A 23,360-nucleotide genomic window follows, 5' to 3' on the forward strand; every position below is an offset into this window, starting at 1 on the left:
CGTGCTTGGGTGTCAGCCAGTTTAGGAGGAAATGAGTATAGATGCGTGTTCTAAGAGGCTTTTCCCGAGGGAGATTGTGACGAATGACAGGACGCCGAGTGTAACGGGATAACCCACAAGTGTTACACCCCAGGACGGATGTCCGGATATATCCTCGACTCATCCAAAGTTCACAGAGGTCCTACTTGAGATCTACGCTCGCCCTCCTGGCGTTTGGCATTGCCACGGCTGTCCCCAGCCACGCCCAGCTTGCCGTCTATAGTGGTTTCACAACCTCCAAGTTGACGACCTCCAACACCCCACGCCTGAACGGAGCTACCTTCGGCGCGTACTACGACAGCCAGCGGTTCCCCGTTATCAATTTCGGCATCGATGTGCGCGGGACGGTGATGCCAGTCAAGGACAACACAGGTGTGACCCTCGTTACAGCCGGCCCGCGGGCCGTCTTTCATCTGCCTCTCATTCCCCTCCGCCCTTACGGCGAAGCCATGGTTGGCGGTGGCAAGGTTCAGTATGGTTCGGGAGGTATCGGCACCTATAACAGCGGGGGCTTTGCTGCTGGCGTGGCCGCCGGAGCTGACCTCCACATACTGCCTCTGATCGATTGGCGCGTCATCGATTACAGCTTTATTCGCCTTGAGGGCCCCAGAGCCAATCAGAACAGCATCACCACTGGAATTGTTGTTCGCATTCCCTTCAGTTGATCGTCGTGGGCCTGAGCCGTGCGGCTACCCCGTTGGCTCAGGCGCGCTACTGCTGAGTTCGTGATGATTTTTCCCGCGATCGACTTCCGACACACACTGATGACATTAGGAAGTCCCGTTTCGTAGCACTGTCCTAATTCCTAATTCCCAACCAATAAGCGGACTTATGGGACGTATCCTTGAACTTCAACCTTCCGTACTGCCTACGATACGGCAACTTCATGCAGATGCACTCCGCTCTCGGCAAATCTCCCAGGAACTGGGTGTCAATGAGGACGTAGCGCTTATTAGTCGGGGATAAAGTTACCCGCATTCGGATTTGGATAACGGATGCGGTCGTTGTGTACGATGCCTCGTTGCAGTTCTGCTCTAATCTCGGGAGTATCGGGGAGGACGAGGCATCGCTCTAGTTTTAGAGGCTCCGGCTTTTTTTCGCCTTGTACCGAGAGAAGCAGAAAATGCTTTCCGGGAGTTAGGGGCGTCTCAATTTTCAATGGCGCGTATTCGAATTGACCGTAGTACCTAAACGTACTAGTTATTACATCGATCGATTCGCCGGGGTTATATTCGGCAGAGCCTTTGAGAACGCTGTCTAGGCGCACGGTGGCTTTCTCATCCACCTCAATTAGTCGCTGCTCCTGAGATTCCTTTAAGGAAGTTACGCTGAAAATCTGATCTGCTTCGCGAGCTCGAGCGAAAATTGGAACACGGCACTCAACAGGAAGCACAGTCAGCTTGGTGTTCTCTTGATTTGCGGGCGCTGGCCTGCCTCCAAGAGTGCCGTCATCGCGATGCCAGTCATAGAGATGCCAGCCTTCGGATGCGGGATAGATATCCTCAAGATCGTGGCAGGGCATGAAATTCGTGAGGCAGGCCAGATTGAAGGTAGTCAGCCAACGTATCTCCGACTCGGGAGCATCTGGAACGAACGATACCCGTGCCATTTGGCAATTGCAGCCGTCGGGACGGTTGTACGTATAGTACGGATGTTTGGCTAGCTGGTCGCTGTAGGTGAGGAGATACTCGTCCGAGCTTAGGCGGCTCGTTGCACGGCTGGTGGTGATAAGCGCGTATCCGTTATTCAAGTTACCAGGAGAGAAGACCTGATAAATGAAGACTGCGCTCTTTCGCAAAACGATGGCGTCCTGAACGACGAAGGTGACCCTCAAGTCCGCATCCCTGCCGCCGAGAAGCCAATAGAGCCTGGAGAGGCTCAATTCAATCGGATAGATCAGGCGATTGTCCCACGCTCGTCTATATCGCGCTGCCATTTCCTCTACGGGACTCCTGAGATCGATGGTGTAGCGGCAGAAAGAGGTGTTGCAGTCCCCCTGATAGTGCCCGTACGTACCCCATTTACGAGTCAGACTCGCTGCTTCGGGCCACTTGGTCTGGCGAAGCTTCAAGGTTTGGAAATCCGCCATCAGATTCTCGGCCTGTCGCCTGAAGAGGTAGGACTGAGTACGGAGGATGGCTCCAAGCAGAAGGAGAAGGCCGAGCATCGTTACGGCTGCGCGGCGAAATTTACGGACTGTCGTGGCCCATTTCATGCGTCATTAACATCACATAATTGTCGTCTATCCGCATTAGAAATTATCGTTTTGCGTGCCGGGCCTCCTGTGGTACCTGACAGATCGGCATCAGTATTCAAAATAATCGCGGTATTCGGTTGGGGTATAGACGTATCACCGGCAATAGGGAAGTTTCGGATTAGTCCTGATAAACGCCCTTCTCCAACCATCGTTGTGCGGGCAAAATTGTGATGGACTGCGGGATCGAAAGAGATAACAAGAAGGCACAAGTTAACAGAAAATCCTCGGCTGGAGGTGCGATGCTTTGCGCATGACGAGTAAAACGGTATTCCGGCTGCGAGCAGCGACGATCCCAGTACTTCTATCTTTGTTCCTGTTGCTGACGGCGGGGCGAAGCCAGGCGCAGAACAATCCTGAGTGGAGGGAGACCTTTCCACCGCATAAGATCGCGGGGAATCTGTATTACGTCGGCGGCAAGGATCTGGCGGCGTTCCTGGTGGTAACGCCAGAGGGTAACATCCTGATCAACAGCAATCTGGAGAGCTCGGTTCCGCAGATCAAGGAGAGCATAGAGAAGCTGGGATTCAGGTTCAGCGATACGAAGATTCTGCTGATCAGCCATGCGCACCTGGACCACGCGGCCGGAAGCGCCACCATCAAGCGGCTGACACGGGCGAAGTACATGGTGATGGACGCCGATGTTCCCGTCATTGAAGACGGCGGAAAGACGGACTTCGCCTATGGACGCGAGGCGGGCTGGAGCTACAGGCCGGCGAAGGTAGACCGGGTGCTGCACGATGGCGACGAGGTGAAGCTGGGCGGAACGGTGCTGGTGGCCCACAAGACCGCGGGGCACACGCGCGGGTGCACAACCTGGACGATGAAGGTCACCGAGAACGGAAAGACCTACGATGTGGTGATTGTGGGGAGTCCCAACGTGAACAGCGGGTACAAGCTGGTGGGTCAACCGAGCTACCCGGGGATTGAAGCGGACTACGAGAAGACCTTCCAGACGCTCAAATCGCTACACTGCGATATCTTCCTGGGAGCCCATGGAGGCTACTACGGGCTTCCAGCAAAGTATTTCCGGCTGAAGAGCGGAGACCAGCTCGCCTTTGTCGATCCGGCGGGCTATGCGCGCTATGTCTCTGAAAGGGAAGCGACTTTCCGCAAGGAGCTGGAGCGCCAGCGGGCTGCGCTGGTAACGGCGAAGGGTTTCTAACAGGCGGTCTGGGCGGGAGGCAAAATTTTAACAAAGTCTGTCGATTTTTCGCTTGCCATTTGCCTTGCGCGCATCCTATAGTTAGCGCTAACTTGATGACAGGTAGCGACTGGAGGATGAGATGGCCGCGACAACAATAGCACCGAATGCCCCGCTCGATAAGGACATGGAAGACTGGGACGAGTTTCTGAAGGGGCGTTACAAGGAAGGCAAGAGCCAGGAAGAGTTTCGTCAATATGACGAGACGGCCACGCCGGGTGTCGCTGAGTTTTATCGGCTGAATCATGCACACCAGAGCTTCGACTATGTGATGGGCAAGGAGAAGGAATACTTCGGCCTGAACAAGGGAATGAAGTCCCTCTGGGAGGCAGCGGAGTTTCTGAACACGCTGGTGGATGACAGCGATCCGGATACGGACCTGACTCAGATTGAGCATCTGCTGCAGACGTCAGAGGCGATCCGGGCGGACGGGCACCCGCGCTGGTTTGTGCTGACGGGGTTTATCCACGACCTGGGTAAGGTTCTTTGCCTTTATGGCGAGCCGCAGTGGGGGGTTGTGGGAGATACTTTCCCGGTCGGATGCGCGTACTCGGACCAGATCGTGTTTCCGGAGTACTTCAAGGCGAATGCCGACTACAATCACCCGATCTACAGCACCAAGTATGGGATCTATGAGCCGAACTGCGGCCTGGACAACGTGCATATGTCGTTTGGGCACGACGGTTATATCTACGAGGTGATGAAGAACTATCTCCCGGATTCGGCGCTGGCGATGCTGCGCTACCACTCGTTCTACGCATGGCACCGCCATGGAGCGTACCAGCACCTGATGAATGAGAAGGACAAAGAGAGCCTTCACTGGGTGAACAAGTTCAACCCGTATGACCTGTATTCCAAGGGTCACACGAAGCCGGATCTAAAAGAGTTGAAGCCTTATTATGACGATCTGTTTGCGGAGTTTTTCCCGGAAAAGATCGCCTGGTAAGTAAGCAGTATCTGCAACATTGTCCGAGAAGGTATTCTAAAGACCCCGGAGATCCTCCCAAAGAGGCTCCGGGGTTTCTGTTTTTGTGATGAGAGTTACCGCTTATTTACCAGCAATTTACATGAGGGCGTCATGATCAGTTCATACGCTCATCTTCGCGAATCCTCTTACCTCCAGCGAGGGTGTGAGTTTTCGCTAACCAAAGGCCAGTATCACCAGCTAACTCGCTTGTTTTCTGTCAATTGAATTCGCCGGAAGAGGTATTTTACGTTATCGGTACCGTAGACGTATTTCGATTGACAGTGCTCAACGGCAGTGGGTAGTGTTTTGCCGGTCCCGCAGAAACCAGTATGGATCGACGCTCCCGCAAGAAGAGAGCTGACGAGAGAAGTCCAGCTGCAAATGAACAAAGACGAAACGGGTTACAGACATGCAAGAGAGGCACATTCCATGAAGAACCTAAAAGACAGTAGATTTGCTGCTTTGACGAAGCCTCGACTCTCTCCCAGCGGTTGTGAAGAAAAGACCAGCGCGGGACGAATGAGTACGAGAGCGAAGGCGTGGCTTTCGCTGATGGCAGCAGTACTTTTGATGTTGAACGGCACCTCGGCCTGGGCACAGTTTGAGTCAGCTTCAGTGCTTGGTTACGTTCACGACAGCTCGGGAGCGGCGATTCCCAACAGCACGGTGACGCTGACGAATGCAGCGACCAGCATCTCGCAGACGAAAACGACGGATTCGGACGGCAAGTACGAGTTTGCCAGCGTGCAGATCGGCAGCTACAAGGTCACGGCCGAAGCACAGGGCTTTAGCCGGGCGGTAACGGAGCCCTTCGCCGTCCAGACGAACGCTCGTCAGCGTGTAGACGTGACACTGCAGGCAGGATCGGTCTCGGAAGAGGTCACGGTGACCTCAGCCGCACAGCTTCTGGATACCGAGACGAGCTCGCACTCGACCGTGATCGGCACGAAGCAGGTTGAGGATCTCCCGCTGAATGGACGATCGTATGCGGACCTGGTTCTGCTGGTTCCGGGCGCACGCAAGTCGGCGCTCGAGAACAATGGAACCTCAAGCCGAGAGGGTTCGTTCAACATCAACGGGCAGCGCTCGGCGTTCAACAACTACCTACTGGACGGTCTGGACAACAACAACTACGGCACGTCAAACCAGGGCTTCGCGAACGAGAACATTCCTCCCTCGCCGGATGCTGTAAGCGAGTTCCGGGTGGAGACGAATAACTACGGCGCGGAGTATGGCCGATCGACCGGTGCGGTGATCAACGCCTCGATTCGCCGCGGTACGAACCAGTTCCACGGACGTGCGTGGGATTACAACCGCAACACGGTGTTCAACGCTATCGGACCGTTCCTGGCTCCGGGAGCAACGAAGCCGAAGTTCATTCAGAACCAGTTTGGCGGAACCTTTGGCGGACCAATCTGGAAGGACCACACGTTCTTCTTCGCGGACTATGAAGGTCTGCGGCGCATCTTCAACAACGCAAACACCACCTCTACACTGCCAACGACGAACCAGCGCAATGGACTCTTCTACTTCAACGATGACCCGTCGAATGCGGCGAACGCGATTCCTCTCAAGAACCCTATAACGGGTAAGACCTATCTGGGACAGATTCCGCGGGCAGATATGAGCCAGTTTGCGCGTGCGGTTCTCGATGCACTTCCGCAGCCGAATGTTCCTGGACGTCTGGCAAGCAACTTTGCGATTACGCCGCGCGGAACCATCAACGATGATAAGGGCGATGCACGCGTCGATCACACTTTCAACGATCACTGGAGCATCTTCGGACGTTACAGCGAGCACCGTCAGAGTCTGTTCGATCCTCCAGGAATCCCTGGACCTGCGGGCGGAAACTCGAACGGCAATGTAAGCATTCAGAACCGCAATATTGCTGGCGGCGCAACCTGGACTATCTCGGCGAACAAACTGCTCGACATTCGCTTTGGATGGTCGCGCAATCTTGGCGGCAAGTTCCCGATCGGGCAGGGGCAGACCTCGCTGCTTGCAGAGAACGGAATCACCGATGGACTCCCCACGGATCCGCTGGTTGTTCGTTCTCTGAACGCGCAGTCGGTAACGGGCTACTCGCAGTTCGGCGCGCAGAGCTCGAATCCGCAGTTCCAGAACCCAACGATCTACAATCCGAAGGCGAACTTCACGTGGATCAAGGGCAAGAACTCGATGAAGTTCGGCTATGAGTACCAGGCCGTCAACACCGAGGTCAACGACTTCAACCCGAGCTACGGGCAGGACAACTATAACGGCGTCTATTCGAAGAACGGTGATATCGCTTCCGGCAATAGAACCAGCGTCGATCCTTCCACCAGTTATGCTGCTCAGCTCCAGCAGGCACAGAACCTTGCCGACTTTGCCTTCGGCAATCGCGCACAGTATTCGCTGACCACTTATGCCATTGTGCATCTGCGGCAGCGTTACAACTTCATGTACTTCCAGGATGACATCAAGATCTCGCCGAAGCTGACGATCAACGCCGGCCTTCGGTATGAGATTGTCACGCCGCAGTACGAGAAGGACAACCGCCTGTCGAACTTCGACCCAGGCACCAACTCACTGATTCATGCGCGTAGCGGAGGCATCTACAGCCGTTCGCTCGTCAATACACCGCTGAACAACTTCGCTCCTCGTTTCGGCTTTGCCTACTCGGCAGACGAGAATACCGTGATACGTGGAGGCTACGGCATCGTCTACTCGCAGTGGAACCGGGCCGGCGGCGAAAACAACCTGACCTACAACGGTCCTGACGTCGTGAATGCGAGCATTACGCAGGTCACACCCACGACCTCGAACCTTTGCACTAACGACACGCAGCTGCAGTCGGCATGCTTCCGTCAGACCCAGCAGGGTTATGCCCAGAACCTGACGAGCCCGGCCTACTTCAACCCGCTGAACGTCCTGTCGCGTTACATTCCACGCAACTTCAAGACAGGCTACGTGCAGCAGTATCAGCTTGGGGTTCAGCGTCAGCTGGGTCATGGCTTCGTCGCCGACATCGCGTATGTTGGCAACAAGTCCACGCATCTGCAGACGCTTGCCGATTACAACCAGGCAACTCCCTGCGTCTCGGGCACCTGCGGTAACCTGCAGTCGCGCCGGCCGGTCAAGAACTTTGGTGGAATCGAGATCGCTTATGGCATCGGTTCAGCCAACTACAATTCGCTGCAGTTCAAGCTGGAGAAGCGTGCCACCCACGGGCTGTATCTCCTGAACTCGTTCACCTATAGCCGCGTCTTCGATATCTCGTCGGGTCACCTTGAGACTTCGAGCGGCGATAACTCGCGCGTAAATTATGCCAACCCAAGCAATGACTACGGTCCGGGCGGATACGATCAGCCGCTGGCAGATACTGCCTCGGTCGTCTACGACCTGCCCTACGGTCATGGACGCCGATGGGGAGGAAGCACGGGACGGCTGACGAACACGGTACTGGGTGGATGGCAGGTTACGCTGATCAACACCATGACCAGCGGACTTCCGGTCAACATCACTTACTCGATCCCGAGCTCGTCCGGACTCTACGTCTCCGACCTGGTCACCTATCGCCCAAATCGCATCAACAATGGAGCGATCAAGGGACCGTCGTCCGGCCGCGTGAAGACGGCTACGGCTCTGAACAACTACTTCATCAACACCAACCTGGCACCCCCTTCGACCTATCCCTGGGGCAACGTCAGCCGCAACTCGGAGCGTTCGAATGCGTTCTACCAGGCTGATCTTGGTCTGCATAAGGCGTTCCCGCTGTGGAGCGAGAGCTCGAATCTCGACTTCCGCGCCGAAGCGTTCAACGTGCTGAACACGGTCAACTACAGCTCTCCGAACAGCACGTTTGGAGGGTCGAGCTTCGGACAGATCACGAGCGCGTTCCCGGCTCGTCAACTTCAGCTCGCGGCGAAGATTATCTTCTAAGCGACGTAACCTTCCAGAGTGGATCGGCGCCGTGTCCTTACGAACGGCGCCGTTGTTTTTGAGAAGCAGAACCAGAGACGAAGGAGCAGAGGATGTTTCGAAGTGCAATGGGAAAGATGGCGTTTGTCGCTTTTGCTGCAGTTACAAGTGCGGGCATGGCACAGCAGACGACGCAGGCTGAGCAGGACAAGACAGTCAGGATTAATCAGATCCAGGTGATCGGCTCGCACAACAGCTATCACGCAGGATTTGCGCCGAGCGAGCGGAAGTACCTGGAGATGAAGAATCCGAAGGCGCTGCGAGCGCTTGACTACAGACACGCACCGCTTCCGGACCAGTTGAACAGTGGCGTGCGGCAGATCGAGATCGACGTCTTCGCGGATGCGAAGGGCGGCCGGTATGCTCATCTTCCTATCGACGACGCTGCCGTGAAGGCGGGACTTCCTGCAGATCCCAACTTTGACCCGAACCACGAGATGGATAAGCCGGGCTTCAAGGTGATGCACGTGCAAGGAGTGGATGAGCGCAGCACCTGCCATACTTTCGTCAAGTGCATGACGGTCGTGCGGGAGTGGTCGCAGCAGCATCCGCAGCATCTGCCGATCTTCATCCTGGTGGAGACCAAGGAGGACGGCGGCAAGCCGCGGCCCGACATGCCCGCGACCGAACCGTTTACTTCGCAGGTATTTGATGCACTCGATGCGGAGGTTCGCTCGGTCTTCAAGCCGGGTGAGTTCATCTCACCGGACGAGGTTCGCGGTAATGCCGCAACGTTGAATGATGCGATCACCGCCGGGGGCTGGCCGACGCTGGCAAAGGCTCGCGGAAAGGTAGTCTTCCTGCTGGATCAGCGCAAGGTCGAGACCGTGTACACGGAGGGGCACCCCTCGCTGAAAGGCCGCGTGTTCTTCACGAATGCCGAACCGGGCCAGCCGGATGCTGCGTTCACCGAGCAGAACGATGGCTCCAAAGAGACCATTGATGCGCTCGTGAAGCAGGGATATCTTGTTCGGACGCGCACGGATGAAGGAACCGAGCAGGCACGCACGAACGATACGACGCGACGAGATCTCGCACTTTCGACGGGAGCGCAGATGATCAGCACGGACTATCCTCCGGGAGAGCCCTCGCAGTGGACACCGTTCGTAGTGAGATTCCCGGATGGTCTGATAGCACGATGCAATCCGGTCAACAAGCCGGAGGGCTGCGTCGATCGGCTGCTGGAGACTCCGTCTACCGCAATGGCACAGAAGTAAGGCCGTTCGAACGTTGATCGAGACTGGCTGGGGCTTAGCGCTCCAGCCAGTTTTTTATGCGGGAACGGTAGGTGCGGCTCATGGCAATCTTCTGACCGTTGAGCAGGTGGACACCGTATTCTCCGTCGACCTCGGGGCGAACCTCTTTGACGTACTGCAGATTGACGATCGAGGAACGATGAACGCGGAGGAAGGTATTGGGATCGAGCTTTTCCTCGAGGTGCGTCATGGTCTCACGGAGGAGATGCGTCTCCGACTGCGTACAGATGCGGACATAGTTCTCTTCGGCACCGATCCAACATATCTCGGAGACGGGAAGGAAGAGGATGCGTCCCTTGGATTTGAAGACGATGCGCGTGGTGTAAGGCGTGCCATTTGAGTTGGCGGGCGCAGCTCCGGAAGGGTTCTGCCTGGACGCGTTGATGTGGTCAAGAGCGCGTTGGGTCGCCGAACGAAACCGCTCGAGCGTGAAGGGCTTGAGCAGATAGTCCACGGCGTGAATCTCGAAAGCCCTTAGAGCATAGCGATCGTACGCGGTAGTAAAGATGATGGAAGGCATCACGGGAGCACCGGCTGCGGTAAGCTCGCCGACGACGTCGAAGCCGTCCATATCGGGCATGCGGACATCGAGAAAGAGGAGGTCGGGCTTGGTAGCACGGACCAGAGCGATGGTTTCTGAAGCGGTTGCACCTTCTCCTACCACTTCAATCTCTGGAAATTCGCGTAGCAGTTGCCGAAGCTTTTGCCGTGCCAGGACTTCATCGTCTGCGAGAACAGCCTGAATCATCACGCACCGTATCCTGTCGTTTGTTCTGTTGGACGTTCTGAGAACCGTAGGGGGAGCGTGATGACGACCTGCACCAGATTGCCCTCAAGCTCCGACATGGAGAAAGTGTGATCGTTACCGTAGTGCATACGGAGACGATCCTGAACATTGACCAGCCCAACACCGTTGCCGGAGGTACTCTGTGCGGCTCGGAGTCCCAATCCGGTGTTGGTAACGCTGAGACGAAGAAACGATCCTTCAGACGAAGCATCGATTGAAAGCACACCATCTGCACTGAGCCGCGAGAGGCCGTGCGCGTAGGCGTTTTCGACGATGGGCTGCAGAATCATAGTGGGTACGATTGCATCGTGGACGTGAGGGTCGATGGTCGTCTGCTGCAGCACGCGACCTGCAAATCTCCGATCCTGCATGGCCAGATACATCTCGATGAACTCCATCTCGTCGCTTAATGGGATGAACTGCGACTCCCCGCGATGCAACGTTATACGCAAAAGGCGACTGAGTTGTTCCAGCATGAGATCAGCCGCTGCGACATCGATCCTCATGAGGCTGGAGATACCGTTCATCGTATTGAAAAGGAAGTGAGGGTTGAGCTGCATGCGCAGGGCACGCATTTGTGCCTGTACCAGTTGCGATTGCAGTTGCGAGGCTATGCGCTCTTTCTCTCGATATCGCTGGTAGTATCCGAGACCGCGAAAGAGGAAAAAGGCGCACCAGAAGAGGACGAGCGAGTCGATCAACTCCGCGTCGAGGTGAAACGACAGCCGTTGCCAAAACGGCATTGGTGGTCTACCCATCGGTAGACGGGGAAAGAGCAGGACCCAGATTGTCTCTTCGAGGACGCTGGTAAGGATGCTGAGGGGGAAGAAGACGATGAGGATGGTCTTGAGATTCGCCGTGTTGATCCGGGATCTCAACGTCCACCAGAGGATCCAGCAGAGAACCCCCCAGAGGAAATACTGCGCACCCCAAGCCTCAAGCAGGAGGCTGAGATCGACGTGGTAGTTCCAGAAGCGGGAGCCGATCCATTCCTGCAGCGCAAAGAGCATCCCCAGCGAGGTGGCTGCAGCGATGAAGATGAGGGGGTGCATCCATACAGGCTGGTGAGTTTCGACCTTCCAACGTTTGAATGTCAGTTGCGTTTCCTCTTTCCCTGCCTTTGGATATGGTCTTCCGTCAACAACCCCGTGCGCTTTAGTGCGTCATCGAGAAGCAATCGTGTAGACCGGACATCGTTCGATCGTTCTCGCAGGAATGAGTCGAAGGCAGATGAACCACGGCAGCGAAGAGAAGTAGCGAAATTAAAACCGGTTGTTTGTAGAACAGTGAACGCATCGCAAAGATCCTCCAAGGAGATAGCTTCCCGACCCGAGTGCCAGTTCCTGGGCAGAAACCTTACTGTCTTACTTCCGCGGACAGAGAACCTGGGGTTCGATATAGCTTCGGCGGCAGAGTTCCGATTTCAGCGCGAGGGACGACTACAGTGACCCCGCGGGCGGAAACAATGCCAGCTCCAAGCTTAATCTTCGGAAGCGGGCGATATTCCGTTACTGGTCACAAATCTCGCGAGTTTGGCGTGGCACGTTGAAGCCTTAGTTGGTCGAACCAGTTGGCGGAATTCCTCTGCCGGTCAGTTGTCGCATGAGGTCAACTTCTCTCTGACGGTAGGGCGTGTCGTCGTGCCGGAAGACCTCGTGGAACCAGATGGTGGGTTGCGAGAGAACATAGGGGTGCTGCCAGGAGTCCCACGGGAGCCAGGTCTGGGTCTTACCCGCGACCAATCCCCAGTTAATCGCTGCCACGTTGAGTTGCTTCGCAAGCGGAAGGATGGTGTCGAAGGTACTGCCGCTGCCGCGTGCCATGTACTCGGTGCAGATGATTGGGCGATGGAGCGACTGGAGAGAACGAACCCGCGCTTCGAACTCCTCGGGCCATCCATAGTTATGGAAGCTGATGACGTCGCTTTCGGCCAGCTGTATCTTCGTGACGGCGCTCTCCTGCGCGGGGTCGCTCCAGTTTCCTGTCCATACACCGCTGGTCAGGGGCTGGGAAGGATGAGCTGATCTTGCCCACTCGAAGGCCCTGGGAAGCATGGCGGCAACGAGCTCTACCTTGTTTGCGGGCTCGTCGAAACGACTGCCGTTTGTGTTGTCCGGCTCATTCCAGATGTCCCAGGCGAGGACTCGGTCGTCATTGGCGAAGGCAGAGACTATGCCGACGACGTACTCTTTGAGATGAGGCTCGTAGGAAGTGTCGGAGAGCTCGCGAGCGCCAGGGCTCTGCACCCAACCGGAGTTGTGAACGCCAGGAATAGGCGGATGCTGAGGACCGAGATGCGGATTGGACTCCCAGCAGGAGTCGAAGAGAACCAGAATGGGCTTGATGTGATGCCGGGATGCGATAGCGAGGAAGGCATCGAGACGCTTGACGAAGCCTTGGGGATCCTGTTGCCAGAGCTGGTCCTGGAGAAAGACGCGCATGGTGTTCATGCCGATGGATTCGGCCAGGCCAAGCTCGCGATCATTGATGGCGGGATCGAAGGTCGCCGCCTGAAACATTTCGAGCTGGTTGATGGCGTCGGAGGGGACGTAGTTGGCTCCCACGAGCCATGCCTGACGGGCGTACCAGGCGTTGGCCTGATCTTCGCTCCAACGGGAGGAAGATGACGGCTGAGCAAAAATAAGAGGCGCTACGAAGAGCAGAAAGGCGAGCAGCGGTGTACGAATCAGCATCCGCACCATGATACCTGAAGGGGTTGCCCAGGCAGAGCTGGAAGTTACCACCGGACACCTGAAAGGGATGTCCCAGCCGAAAGGTTGGGCGAGTGGTTGCCTGGGAACAGAATAAGACACTGTACGAAATGGAAGGGGAATGGAATTATCTGATGAATTGTACTGGTTCGAAGACTGAGGTCGGCGGCCGCGAGGACGTCGTCAGCTGAGCAGCATCAAAGAAAGAGCGAGTCAAGAGAGGGACCCCGCACAAGATCTCAAGAGAAGGTTACGGCGGAAAGGAAGATCGAGAGATGAGATGGCAGCATTGGTTTGCATCGGCAGGATTCCTGGCTGTGTTAAGTATTTCCTGTTGGGGGCAAGGTTCCAAGGGAGTCGGGGGAAAGCTCAAGGTCTATTTCATCGATGTGGAAGGAGGACAGTCCACATTATTTGTTACCCCGGCGGGCCAGTCTCTCCTTGTGGATGCTGGATGGGGCGGCAATGAAGGACGGGATGCGGATCGAATCGTCGAGGCGATGAAGGATGCCGGACTCACCAAGCTCGATTACGTGCTGATTACGCATTACCACGAAGATCATGTGGGCGGAGTGCCGGCTCTGCTCGAAAAGGTTCCGGTAGGAGCTTTTATCGATCATGGGCCCAACCGTGAGACAGAGCCTGCGACCGAGCAGAGATATGCGAACTACGTAAAGGCCGGCACGGTGAAGAATGTCCGCCGGATTCTGGCCAGACCGGGAGACGTGTTACCTATCGTGGGAATGAAGGCAGTCGTCGTCAGCTCGGATGGCAACCTGATCCGACATCCGCTGGATAGGAAGGCTATGGAGAATCCATTCTGCGCAGAAGCAGAGACCAAGCCTGCCGACACGACGGAGAACGCCCGTTCTGTAGGGATTGAGATCACCTTTGGCAAATTGAAGCTTCTTGACCTGGGAGATCTGACCTGGGACAAAGAGATGCAGCTGGTGTGCCCTGTCAACAAGCTGGGACACGTGGACGTCTATATCGTCTCGCATCACGGTTCGAACCAGAGCTCCAGCCCGGCGCTGGTCGACGCGATCGGGGCGAAGGTTGCCATCATGGGAAACGGCGCAAAAAAAGGCGGATCGACCTCGGTTCTGGACACGATCGCGAAGGCTCCGGGAATAGAGACGTTGTGGCAGCTTCACTATTCTGAAGAGGGCGGTGCGGAGCACAATACGGAGCCTCAATATATCGCTAACCCGCAAGGAGCCGAGGATGGACGGTTCCTGGAGCTGACAAGCGCGGGCGATGGCAGCTTCGATATCCTGAACTCGCGCACGGGAGCCTCCAAGCATTACGAGACCGAAGCAACGACCCCTTAGCTGAGGGATCGACTGTGTCCGCTGGCGTTCTCGACGAAAAGGTTCGAGACGCCAGAGGCCTTTTTTGTTACCTTGTCTGAGATGCGATCGACTGCTCCCCGGACTGTGACTGCAAAAACACAGGGAAAACGCTACTATCCCACGCCGGCCCTTGAAAAAGGTCTGGATATTCTTGAGCTGTTTGCAAGCACGCCTGAGGGCATGACGGTCAGTGAGGTGGCACGCCGTCTTAATAGGACTATGTCGGAGATCTTCCGCATGCTGCTGTGCCTGGAGCATCGCGGCTACCTTGCGCAGAGCGCCAATAAAGATCGCTATCATCTGACACTGCGTCTCTTCCGGCTTGGGCAGGAGCACCCGCCGACCAAGCGCATGGTAACGGAGGCGATGCCGGTGATGCATTCGGTCTCCTATCAGCTGCGGCAGTCTTGTCATCTAGGTGTTCTGGATGGGAGCCATGTGGTGATCCTGGCGCAGGTCGATTCTCCGGAGTCCACAGGGTTCTACGTCAAGGTCGGTTCGAAGGTGGACCTTATGCATGCGGCCACCGGCCATGTCATCCTCGCTCACCAGACGAAGGATTCCTGCGAACGCGCTATCGAGGAGTGGATGCGGGAGACCGACAAGAAGAAGCCGGTCGATCTGGATGAGCATCTGGAGAAGATCCGCGGTCGCGGCTATGAACGCCGGGCCAGCTATGAGGTCACCGGAGTTATGAACATCAGCTTCCCTGTGCTCAATTCTCAGGGAAACGCGATCGCTGGCCTGACCGTTCCATACGTGAAGCGGATCGAGGATACGATCGGCGTGCCTGAGGTCGTGGAGGTTCTGCGAAAGGCGAGTCAGCAGATCTCGGAGGCGATGGGGGCTCTACCTGAGGGAAACGCGGTTCCAGAGATCGCAACCGCGGCTAAAAAGGCACGGACCAAGAAGTAAGTAGGCTGGACCCGGAGAGGGTTAACTCCGGCGGGACACGGCTTGTGTCTGTAGACTCTCGTTCCAAGCCTGAAGTGGCTGTCCGGAACTGGACAGCGGGTTCGGTTTGCGGACACCCTCCTTCTCCTCTCTAGCCGCAAACCATTGAAAACAGGTCGGCTGAATTGGCACATCACTTGCGATTAGAAGTGTTGTCATGGACATCCAGCGACCAGATATCAAACGAAAGAAGGTCCGGCGGCAATGGATCTTCGGCGGGATTGGCGTAGCGGCCCTTCTGTTAGCGGCAGCTTTTGTCTCGAAGTTAAAGCCGGCAGCTCCGACCGTTGATCGGGCCACAGTATGGACCGATACGGTGAAGCAGGGACCGCTGCTTCGGCAGGTTCGGGGCCCAGGATCCCTTATCCCCCGAGAAGATCGGATCCGGCTGATTCCGGCTGAGACGGAGGCGACCGTCGTGCGGATCCGGGTTCTCCCGGGCGCGCACGTAGAGCCCAATACAGTGCTGATGGATCTTGTCGATCCCACGGTGCAGCAAGAGCTGCTGGATGCACAGCTGCAGTTGAAGGCGGCACAGACCGACCTGACAAATATCAAGGCGAAGCTGCAAAGTGACCTGATGACGCAGAAGGCCGCTGCGGCAACGGTCCGAGCCGACTATAACCAGGCAAAGTTGCAGGCGCAGACCGACAAGTCGTTGTACGACCTGGGAGTGATCAGCGGGTTGACCTATAACGCGTCCAAGGGCAAGGCGGATGAGCTGACGACTCGGGATTCGATCGAAAAGGAACGGTTGACCGTCAACGAAACGGCGATTGGGACACAGGTTGCCGTACAGCTGACCAAAGTAGCCCAGGCAGAGGCGATGCTGGCTTTAAAGCAAAAGCAGCAGGACGCGCTGAGCGTGAAGGCCGGGATCACAGGTGTTCTCGTCGATCTTCCCCATCAGGTGGGCGAGCATGTGGCTCCCGGAACCACATTGGCGAAGGTGGTGCAGCCGGACCAGTTGAAGGCGAGTCTGAAGATCGCCGAGACCCAGGCCAGGGACATCCAGATTGGTCAGCCTTCCGAGATCGACACGCATAACGGGGTAATCGATGGCAAAGTTATGCGAATTGATCCCGCCGTAGTGAACGGAACGGTGACGGTTGACGTAGAACTGGATGGCGCTTTGCCCCAGGGAGCCCGGCCCGACCTGAGCGTGGACGGAACGATCGATCTGGATCGCATGGCAAACGTGCTTTATGTAGGCAGACCAGCATTCGGCAATGAGAACAGCACCATCAGCCTGTTCAAGCTAAGCCCGGACGGCAAGACTGCAGTAAGGGTTCCGGTGAAGGTAGGCAAGGCCTCCGTCAATGCGATCCAGGTGATTGAAGGATTGCAGCCAGGAGACACGGTCATACTTTCGGACATGAGCCGGTGGGATAACACGGATAGGATTCGCCTGGAGTAAGACAGCGCAGAACACGAAGACTAAAAGGAGAAAGAGCGAATGGCGGAGTCAATTATCGAGATCGAGCAGCTAACCAAAGTCTTCTACACCGATGAGATCGAGACGCATGCGTTGTCGGGAGTACACCTGCAGATTAGAAGAGGCGAGTACGTTGCGATGTCGGGCCCGTCGGGCTGCGGCAAGTCGACCCTGCTGTCGATTATCGGGCTGCTGGACACCCCAACAGCCGGACGCTACCAGCTGAATGGGAAAGAGGTCGCCAACCTGGACTTCGCCGACCGCTCGCGAATCCGGAACCAGGAGATCGGCTTTATCTTTCAGAGCTTCAACTTGATCGGAGATTTGAGCGTCGCCGAGAACGTGGAGCTGCCATTGACCTACCGCACTGGTATGCCTGCAGCGGAGCGCAAGAAGAGAGTGCAGGAGTCGCTGGAGAGAGTAAATATGGCGCACCGGATGCGGCACTATCCTGCGCAGCTCTCGGGCGGTCAGCAGCAGCGTGTTGCGGTAGCGCGTGCGCTTGCCGGATCTCCCTCGATCCTCCTGGCGGACGAGCCTACGGGAAACCTTGACTCTAAGAATGGTGAGGCTGTCATGAAGCTGCTGAAGGAGCTGCATGATGAGGGCGCGACAATCTGCATGGTGACACACGATCCCCGATTCGCGGCACACGCCGAACGGCAGATCCATCTGTTCGACGGCAAGGTAGTGGCGGAAGGGGAGCTGAGCCAGTTGATGGCGGAGGCATAGTCATGATTTGGGAAGTGATGGAAGAAGCACGACAGATTATGCGAGAGATGCCGGGTTTTACGGCGGCTTTTGTGGTGCTGCTCGCACTGTGCATAGGAGTTCGTTGCGCCATCTTCTACGAAGCGGATGGCGAACACCTCAAAGTGACTGCAGACAGGCATACCCATCCAGCTGAATGGGAAGAGCGCACTCTCACAAGCGCGAGCGATGCGTTTACCCGGATGCGCGCGCATACAGCATGCCCCCTGAAGACGCCGGGCTTCACCCTCATCGTAGGTTTGCGGCAGTTCGATATGGAAGTCAGCGTTCCCCTGACCGGCGTAAGGGCTCTGTTTGAGGACGCACACATGGATGTTGTCGCGCTGTTCACACACAGGTCGCGAATAACGGCGTGAACGAACAGCTGTGCGGGAGATGTGACGAGATAGGAGCAGGTAATGAACCGACTGATTCAGGACATTAAATTCGCGCTGCGGCAGTTAAGGAAGGCTCCTGGCTTTACGATGACTGCGATTATCACTCTCGCACTGGGCATCGGAGCCAACGCCGCCATCTTCACACTGGTTCACGCCGTCCTGATGAAGAATCTTCCCGTCGCCGATCCGGCGATGCTGGTGCGTGTCGGAGACCAGGACGATTGCTGCGTCAATGGCGGTGTTCCGGACGGAAACAACTACTCGATCTTCGCCTGGGAGCTCTACGAGCATCTGCGCGATCAAACACCGGAGTTCGAGAATCTTGCTGCCATGCAGGCCGGTTATGGCCTGGGAGGCATCACGGCGCGCAGCAATCGTCCAGGAGATCTGCCGAAGCCCTCACGGGGAGAGATGGTCACTGGGAACTACTTCCAGGTGTTCGGACTGAAGCCATACGCCGGACGTCTGATCGTGCCTTCGGACGACAAGCCCGGAGCTCCGATGGGCGTGGTGATGAGCTACCAGACCTGGCGGCGGGACTATGGGGAAGATCCTTCGATCGTGGGCAGCACCTTTGTGCTGAATACTTATCCGGTATCCATCCTGGGAATCACGCCGCCGAGTTTTTACGGCGACCGCATGACGGATTCACCTCCGGACTTTTACATCCCGATGGTGCTGGAGCCGCAGTTAGGCCCGGCTCATCCGACGACCCTGCTGAAGGATGCTAGAGGCTCAAACTGGCTTTATCTGCTTGGAAGGGTAAAACCGGGCACCGATGTCAAGAAGCTGCAGGGAGAGATGAGTGCCTCGCTGCGGAATTACCTGGCGACCCTTCCGCTGTACCAAAAGAAGGACCAAGCCAAGAACCTTGCGAACTCCCACGTCACGTTGACGCCGGGGGGCGCCGGGATTGAAAACATGAAGCAGCAGGTGGGCGCAGGGCTGAAGATGCTGATTACGATCTCAGCTCTGGTACTGCTGATTGCATGCGCCAACATCGCCAATCTTGTACTGGTGCGCGGTATGGCACGCAGAACAGAGACCTCTATCCGGATGGCGCTTGGAGCGCAGAGGTCACGGCTGATCCGCCAGATGCTGACAGAAAGCGTAGTGCTGTCGTGCCTGGGTGGTATTGCCGGTATCGCAGTCGCTTATGGGGGAACCCGAGTCCTTCTGTCGATGGCGTTTCCGAATGCACACAATCTTCCCATCGATGCCACCCCCGCTCTGCCGGTGCTTGGATTCGCCTTCGGATTGTCGCTGCTGACGGGACTGATCTTTGGCGTGGCTCCGGCGTGGGTGACTTCGCACTCGCAACCTGCCGATGCTCTAAGGGGATCAAACCGATCTACGAGCGATCGCTCTGGCTGGGTGCAACAGTCCCTTGTGATTCTGCAGGCCGCGCTGTCGCTGGTGCTGCTGGTAGGCGCGGGACTGATGGCCAAGAGCCTGAGCAAACTGGAGAATCAGGACTTCGGTGTCGTGACGGCCAATCGCGTTGTAGCGCACTTCAGTCCCGAGAACGCAGGATACAAGCCGGAGCAGTTGCAGGCACTCTACGACAAGATCACAGATGACCTGCACGCGCTGCCCGGCGTGGAGCGCGTCTCGCTCTCCCTGTACACACCGCTTGAAGGAAACAACTGGGGTGAGGGCGTGTTTCTCCAGGGTCGTCCGGAGCCGGGCGCCAACTCACAGGTCGGTGCTTCGTGGCTGCGGGTGGGGCCGGAGTACTTCGATATCGTAGGCCACCGAGTGGTTCGCGGGCGCGGCATTACTCCGCAGGACACAGCCACCTCGACCCCTGTGGTTGTGGTCAACGAGACCTTCGTCAAGAAGTTCTTCCCCAACGGAGGGAATCCAATCGGCGCTCACTTCGGAGTGTCGGGTATGGAGAGTGCGGGCGACTGGGAGATCGTCGGCGTGGTCTCAGACATCAAGTACAACAATCTGAAGCAGCCGACGCGTGCGATGTACTTCCGGCCGTTGCTTCAGTTGGCGCACACCAAGCCCGAGGGGGACACCCGCTCGCTATATGCGGGCGCAATCATGCTTCAGACTAAGGGTTCGGTAGAAGGCCTGGAGTCTCAGGTGCGACACACCCTGGCGAACATCAATCCGAATTTGACACTGACTAACTTCGACACCTTCGCGGGTCAGATACACGGACAGTTCAATCAGGAACGGCTGATCGCCCGTCTGACGCTGATGTTCGGTATCGTTGCGCTTGCGCTGGCGTCGGTGGGCCTCTACGGTGTCACTGCCTATTCAGTAGCGCGGCGCACACCGGAGATTGGAGTACGTATGGCGCTGGGAGCCAATCGCAGCAGCGTAGTTGGCATGGTGCTTCGTGAAGCCATGCTGCAGGCGGGCATTGGATTGGCGATTGGAGTACCCGCCGCGTGGATCTGTTCTCGACTGGTGCAGTCGCAGCTTTATAACGTGAGCGGGCATGACTCGACCGTGCTTGCGCTTGCGGTTCTGGTACTCGCGTTCGCGGCTTGCGCTGCGGGGCTGATTCCAGCACAGCGAGCCGCATCGACTGATCCAGTCAAGGCACTTCGAACGGAATAGAACAAAAGACTTCTTGACGGGAGTGCACTGCTCTTCCCGAAGCCGAGCCTTTGCTTTGTCTTTTCGACGCACCTGAAACATGTACACGATCCTGACCGGGGTAAAAAGCATGATCGAACTGAGGAATGTAGAACGCAGCTATAAGACAGGACATACGGAGACCTGGGTTCTGCGCAGAGTGAACCTGACGATTCATCCATGGGAGTTCATCACGGTGATGGGCCCCTCAGGTGCAGGGAAATCTTCGCTGCTGAATGTGCTTGGGATGCTGGATGATCAATGGCGCGGGGAGCTCCTGTTTGATGAAGCGGAGGTCCACACCATGAACCGCAAGCAACGTGCGGACCTGGCACGGAGGCGCATCGGCATGGTGTTCCAGAGCTATCACCTTCTGGATGATCTTACGGTCGCGGAGAATATCGACCTTCCGCTGTCTTACAAAGACATCCCCCGGCAGGAGCGGCAGGGACTTGTGGCCGACACTCTCGATCGTTTCAACATCGTGGGGAAGAAGGATCTCTATCCGCATCAGCTTTCGGGGGGCCAGCAGCAGCTGGTTGGAATCGCGCGCGCGATGATCCATAAACCTGCTCTGCTGCTGGCTGATGAACCGACAGGAAACCTGCAATCGAAACAGGCCAAGGAGATTATGGAGATGTTCCGGCAGTTGAACGAAGAAGGCACCACGATTGTTCAGGTGACGCACTCAGAGGCAAATGCCGCTTACGGTACTCGCACAATTGAGCTGAGGGATGGATGGATTCATTCCGATACTGCGGGCGAGGCGACCGATATTCCGGTGGAGGTTCGTCCTTGAGGAATTCCCTGCTCCAATTTGCAACTTCAGCAGCGTTGCTGGCTACTTTGCCGGCCTGGTCCCAGACGGTGCAATCCCCACAGGCTCCGACGCCAGCGCTGCGCCTGGATATTCCTCACTCCCATAATCCGATCGACACGTATCGGGCGACACTCGTACCTCAGCCTAACCTCGCAAACACAGGGAAGATTGATTCTCTGGTGCGCAATGGAGTTCTGGAACTAAGCCTGAACGATGCGATTGCACTGGCGCTTGAGAATAATCTTGATCTTGCGATTGCGCGTTACAACATACCTATCGCCGAGGCAGATATCCTGCGCACCCGCGCCGGAGCATCGTTCCGCGGCGTGAATACGGGTGTTGTGCAGAATACGCCTGGCGGAGGTGTAGGAGGATTCGGTTCAGGAGCAAGCGGGGCAGGAGCTGGCGGAACCTCCAGCGGCGCGGGTGGTGCAGGCTCAGGAGCCTCGGGTTTAGTGCAATCGACACTCGGAGCCGGAACAGTGGTGCAGTCCTATGATCCGATCCTTAAGGGCACCTTCGACAACGAACATTACACTCAGCCCCTGTCGAACATCTCGATCTACGGCGTGCAGACGTTGCAACAGAACACGACCGACGGGGATATCAGCTTTTCACAGTCGTTTCCAACCGGCACGACGATCTCGGCGGAGTTTGACAACAATCGGGGCGCGACAAACAGTCCGCGGAGTTATCTGAATCCAACCCTCAGCACCTACTATCACGTTGCGTTGCAGCAGCAACTGCTGGCAGGCTTCGGCTTTGGACCCAATCTGCGCTATCTAAGGATCGCGAAGAACAACCAGAAGATCTCCGACCAAGCCTTCCGGCTGCAGGTGAGTACCACGATCACGCAGATAGAAAACATGTACTGGGATCTCGTCGCTGCTTACGAGGATGAAGGCGTGAAGAGCCGCGCCCTGGATTTCGCGAACCAGACACTGGACAGCGGGCGAAAGCAGCTGGCGCTCCAGGCGATTCCCGCGATGGATGTGATGAAAGACGAGGCGGAGGTGGCCAATCGCGAGCAGGATCTGACGATTGCCAAGACAGCTCTCCAGTTTCAGGAGCTTCTGATCAAGAATGCACTGACCAAGAACCTGGACGACCCCATTCTGGAGGCGATGCCCGTCCGCCCGACGGACTCGATCGCGAGTGTGGGCACTCAGACTACGAGTTCGACAGAGGACAGGATCGCGGAGGCACTCCAGAACCGGATCGAACTGAGCGAATCGGATATCGACCTGGAAAACCGCCGGATCAGCCGAAGTGCAGCACGAAATGCGTTGTTACCCACGGTCGCATTGACCGCCTACTACGGGGGAACGGGTCTGGCCGGACCGCCCAATCCCAGCGCCGGCGTTCCTTCGACCTCTCCACCGGACTGGCATGGAGCTGTGAGCAACGCCTTCAACAATACGGCGCCGGATTACTATGTCGGAGTTTCAGTGAATGTTCCCATTCGTAACCGGGTGGCGAAATCGGATCAGTACCGCGCAGAGTTGGAGACGAGACAGGCCGAGTTGCGAATGCAGCAGCTGAAGAAGCAGATTCGTATCGAGGTCCGCAATGCGGAGTATGCTTTGGAGCAAAGCAAGGCACGAGTAGAGTCAGCTCGAAAAGCTCGAGATCTAGCCCAAAAGACCTTCGACATCACCGCGAAGGAACAAGAGCTTGGCGCTGGCTCGAACTATCAAACTTTGACCGCACGACGAGACCTCTCAGCGGCAGAGTCCGCCCTGGTAGCCGCCATGACTGCTTTTCAAAAAGCGAAGATCGAGCTGGACCGCTCCGTAGGCACGACGCTGGATGCGAACCATATTTCGATAGAATCGGCTAGGACCGGAATTGTCCCCGACCGAGAGTGAGAGGAAGAGC

The 23,360-nt window shown here is 56.7% G+C and carries 17 protein-coding genes; 13 read left to right on the top strand and 4 right to left on the bottom strand.

Going from position 1 to position 23,360, the window contains the following annotated elements:
- Window positions 1–185 precede the first annotated feature (185 nt).
- On the top strand, window positions 186–704 hold the full coding sequence (locus JAO29_RS02350) for a hypothetical protein (RefSeq protein ID WP_334266561.1): 519 nt from the start codon (window positions 186–188) through the stop codon (window positions 702–704).
- A 287-nt stretch (window positions 705–991) separates the two neighbouring features.
- Here the strand turns inward: JAO29_RS02350 and JAO29_RS02355 are convergent, their stop codons facing one another.
- The gene (locus JAO29_RS02355; protein ID WP_334266562.1) at window positions 992–2,254 is read right to left on the bottom strand and encodes a hypothetical protein; all 1,263 of its coding nucleotides are present in this window, start codon (window positions 2,252–2,254) and stop codon (window positions 992–994) included.
- A gap of 292 nt (window positions 2,255–2,546) precedes the next feature.
- On the opposite strand from JAO29_RS02355, the gene bla reads away from it, so the two are divergent.
- The 4 genes from bla (at window position 2,547) to JAO29_RS02375 (ending at window position 9,641) form a co-directional block, all read left to right on the top strand.
- A complete protein-coding gene (gene bla, locus JAO29_RS02360; RefSeq protein WP_334266563.1) occupies window positions 2,547–3,458 on the top strand; it encodes a subclass B3 metallo-beta-lactamase in 912 nt (303 codons plus the stop codon).
- A 121-nt stretch (window positions 3,459–3,579) separates the two neighbouring features.
- Window positions 3,580–4,443 (top strand): inositol oxygenase family protein, encoded by an 864-nt coding sequence (locus JAO29_RS02365; RefSeq protein WP_334266564.1) that lies wholly within the window; start codon window positions 3,580–3,582, stop codon window positions 4,441–4,443.
- 450 nt (window positions 4,444–4,893) lie between these two features.
- Window positions 4,894–8,385 carry a TonB-dependent receptor gene (locus JAO29_RS02370; protein WP_334266565.1) on the top strand — a complete coding sequence of 1,164 codons (3,492 nt, stop codon included), beginning with the start codon at window positions 4,894–4,896 and terminating at the stop codon, window positions 8,383–8,385.
- A 92-nt stretch (window positions 8,386–8,477) separates the two neighbouring features.
- Window positions 8,478–9,641, top strand: coding sequence for a phosphatidylinositol-specific phospholipase C1-like protein (locus JAO29_RS02375; protein ID WP_334266566.1), 1,164 nt, complete (start codon window positions 8,478–8,480; stop codon window positions 9,639–9,641).
- A gap of 34 nt (window positions 9,642–9,675) precedes the next feature.
- Here JAO29_RS02375 and JAO29_RS02380 read toward each other — a convergent pair whose 3' ends face one another.
- The 3 genes from JAO29_RS02380 to JAO29_RS02390 all read right to left on the bottom strand — a co-directional run bounded on the left by JAO29_RS02380 (window position 9,676) and on the right by JAO29_RS02390 (window position 13,160).
- Window positions 9,676–10,428 carry a LytR/AlgR family response regulator transcription factor gene (locus tag JAO29_RS02380; protein WP_334266567.1) on the bottom strand — a complete coding sequence of 251 codons (753 nt, stop codon included), beginning with the start codon at window positions 10,426–10,428 and terminating at the stop codon, window positions 9,676–9,678.
- Entirely contained in the window at window positions 10,428–11,519 is a 1,092-nt protein-coding gene (locus tag JAO29_RS02385; RefSeq protein WP_334266568.1) for a sensor histidine kinase, read from the bottom strand. Before JAO29_RS02385 ends, JAO29_RS02380 begins: the two co-directional genes overlap by 1 nt.
- A gap of 501 nt (window positions 11,520–12,020) precedes the next feature.
- Window positions 12,021–13,160, bottom strand: coding sequence for a cellulase family glycosylhydrolase (locus tag JAO29_RS02390; protein ID WP_334266569.1), 1,140 nt, complete (start codon window positions 13,158–13,160; stop codon window positions 12,021–12,023).
- A 293-nt stretch (window positions 13,161–13,453) separates the two neighbouring features.
- Between JAO29_RS02390 and JAO29_RS02395 the strand changes: the two genes are divergently transcribed.
- The 8 genes from JAO29_RS02395 (at window position 13,454) to JAO29_RS02430 (ending at window position 23,350) form a co-directional block, all read left to right on the top strand.
- A complete protein-coding gene (locus JAO29_RS02395) occupies window positions 13,454–14,509 on the top strand; it encodes a ComEC/Rec2 family competence protein (protein ID WP_334266570.1) in 1,056 nt (351 codons plus the stop codon).
- Between the two features lie 81 nt (window positions 14,510–14,590).
- Window positions 14,591–15,445: an IclR family transcriptional regulator gene (locus JAO29_RS02400; RefSeq protein ID WP_334266606.1), complete on the top strand. Its 855-nt coding sequence runs from the start codon at window positions 14,591–14,593 to the stop codon at window positions 15,443–15,445.
- 196 nt (window positions 15,446–15,641) lie between these two features.
- The gene (locus JAO29_RS02405; protein WP_334266571.1) at window positions 15,642–16,901 is read left to right on the top strand and encodes an efflux RND transporter periplasmic adaptor subunit; all 1,260 of its coding nucleotides are present in this window, start codon (window positions 15,642–15,644) and stop codon (window positions 16,899–16,901) included.
- Window positions 16,902–16,940: 39 nt separating this feature from the next.
- Window positions 16,941–17,651: an ABC transporter ATP-binding protein gene (locus JAO29_RS02410; RefSeq protein WP_334266572.1), complete on the top strand. Its 711-nt coding sequence runs from the start codon at window positions 16,941–16,943 to the stop codon at window positions 17,649–17,651.
- A gap of 2 nt (window positions 17,652–17,653) precedes the next feature.
- A complete protein-coding gene (locus JAO29_RS02415) occupies window positions 17,654–18,046 on the top strand; it encodes a hypothetical protein (protein ID WP_334266573.1) in 393 nt (130 codons plus the stop codon).
- Window positions 18,047–18,088: 42 nt separating this feature from the next.
- Window positions 18,089–20,644 carry an ABC transporter permease gene (locus JAO29_RS02420; RefSeq protein WP_334266574.1) on the top strand — a complete coding sequence of 852 codons (2,556 nt, stop codon included), beginning with the start codon at window positions 18,089–18,091 and terminating at the stop codon, window positions 20,642–20,644.
- 109 nt (window positions 20,645–20,753) lie between these two features.
- Window positions 20,754–21,461, top strand: a complete 708-nt coding sequence (locus tag JAO29_RS02425) for an ABC transporter ATP-binding protein (RefSeq protein WP_334266607.1) — start codon at window positions 20,754–20,756, stop codon at window positions 21,459–21,461.
- The gene (locus JAO29_RS02430) at window positions 21,458–23,350 is read left to right on the top strand and encodes a TolC family protein (RefSeq protein WP_334266575.1); all 1,893 of its coding nucleotides are present in this window, start codon (window positions 21,458–21,460) and stop codon (window positions 23,348–23,350) included. Before JAO29_RS02425 ends, JAO29_RS02430 begins: the two co-directional genes overlap by 4 nt.
- The last annotated feature ends 10 nt before the right edge of the window (window positions 23,351–23,360 follow it).

This window comes from Edaphobacter sp. HDX4, from assembly GCF_036877565.1.
GTDB lineage: Bacteria > Acidobacteriota > Terriglobia > Terriglobales > Acidobacteriaceae > Edaphobacter.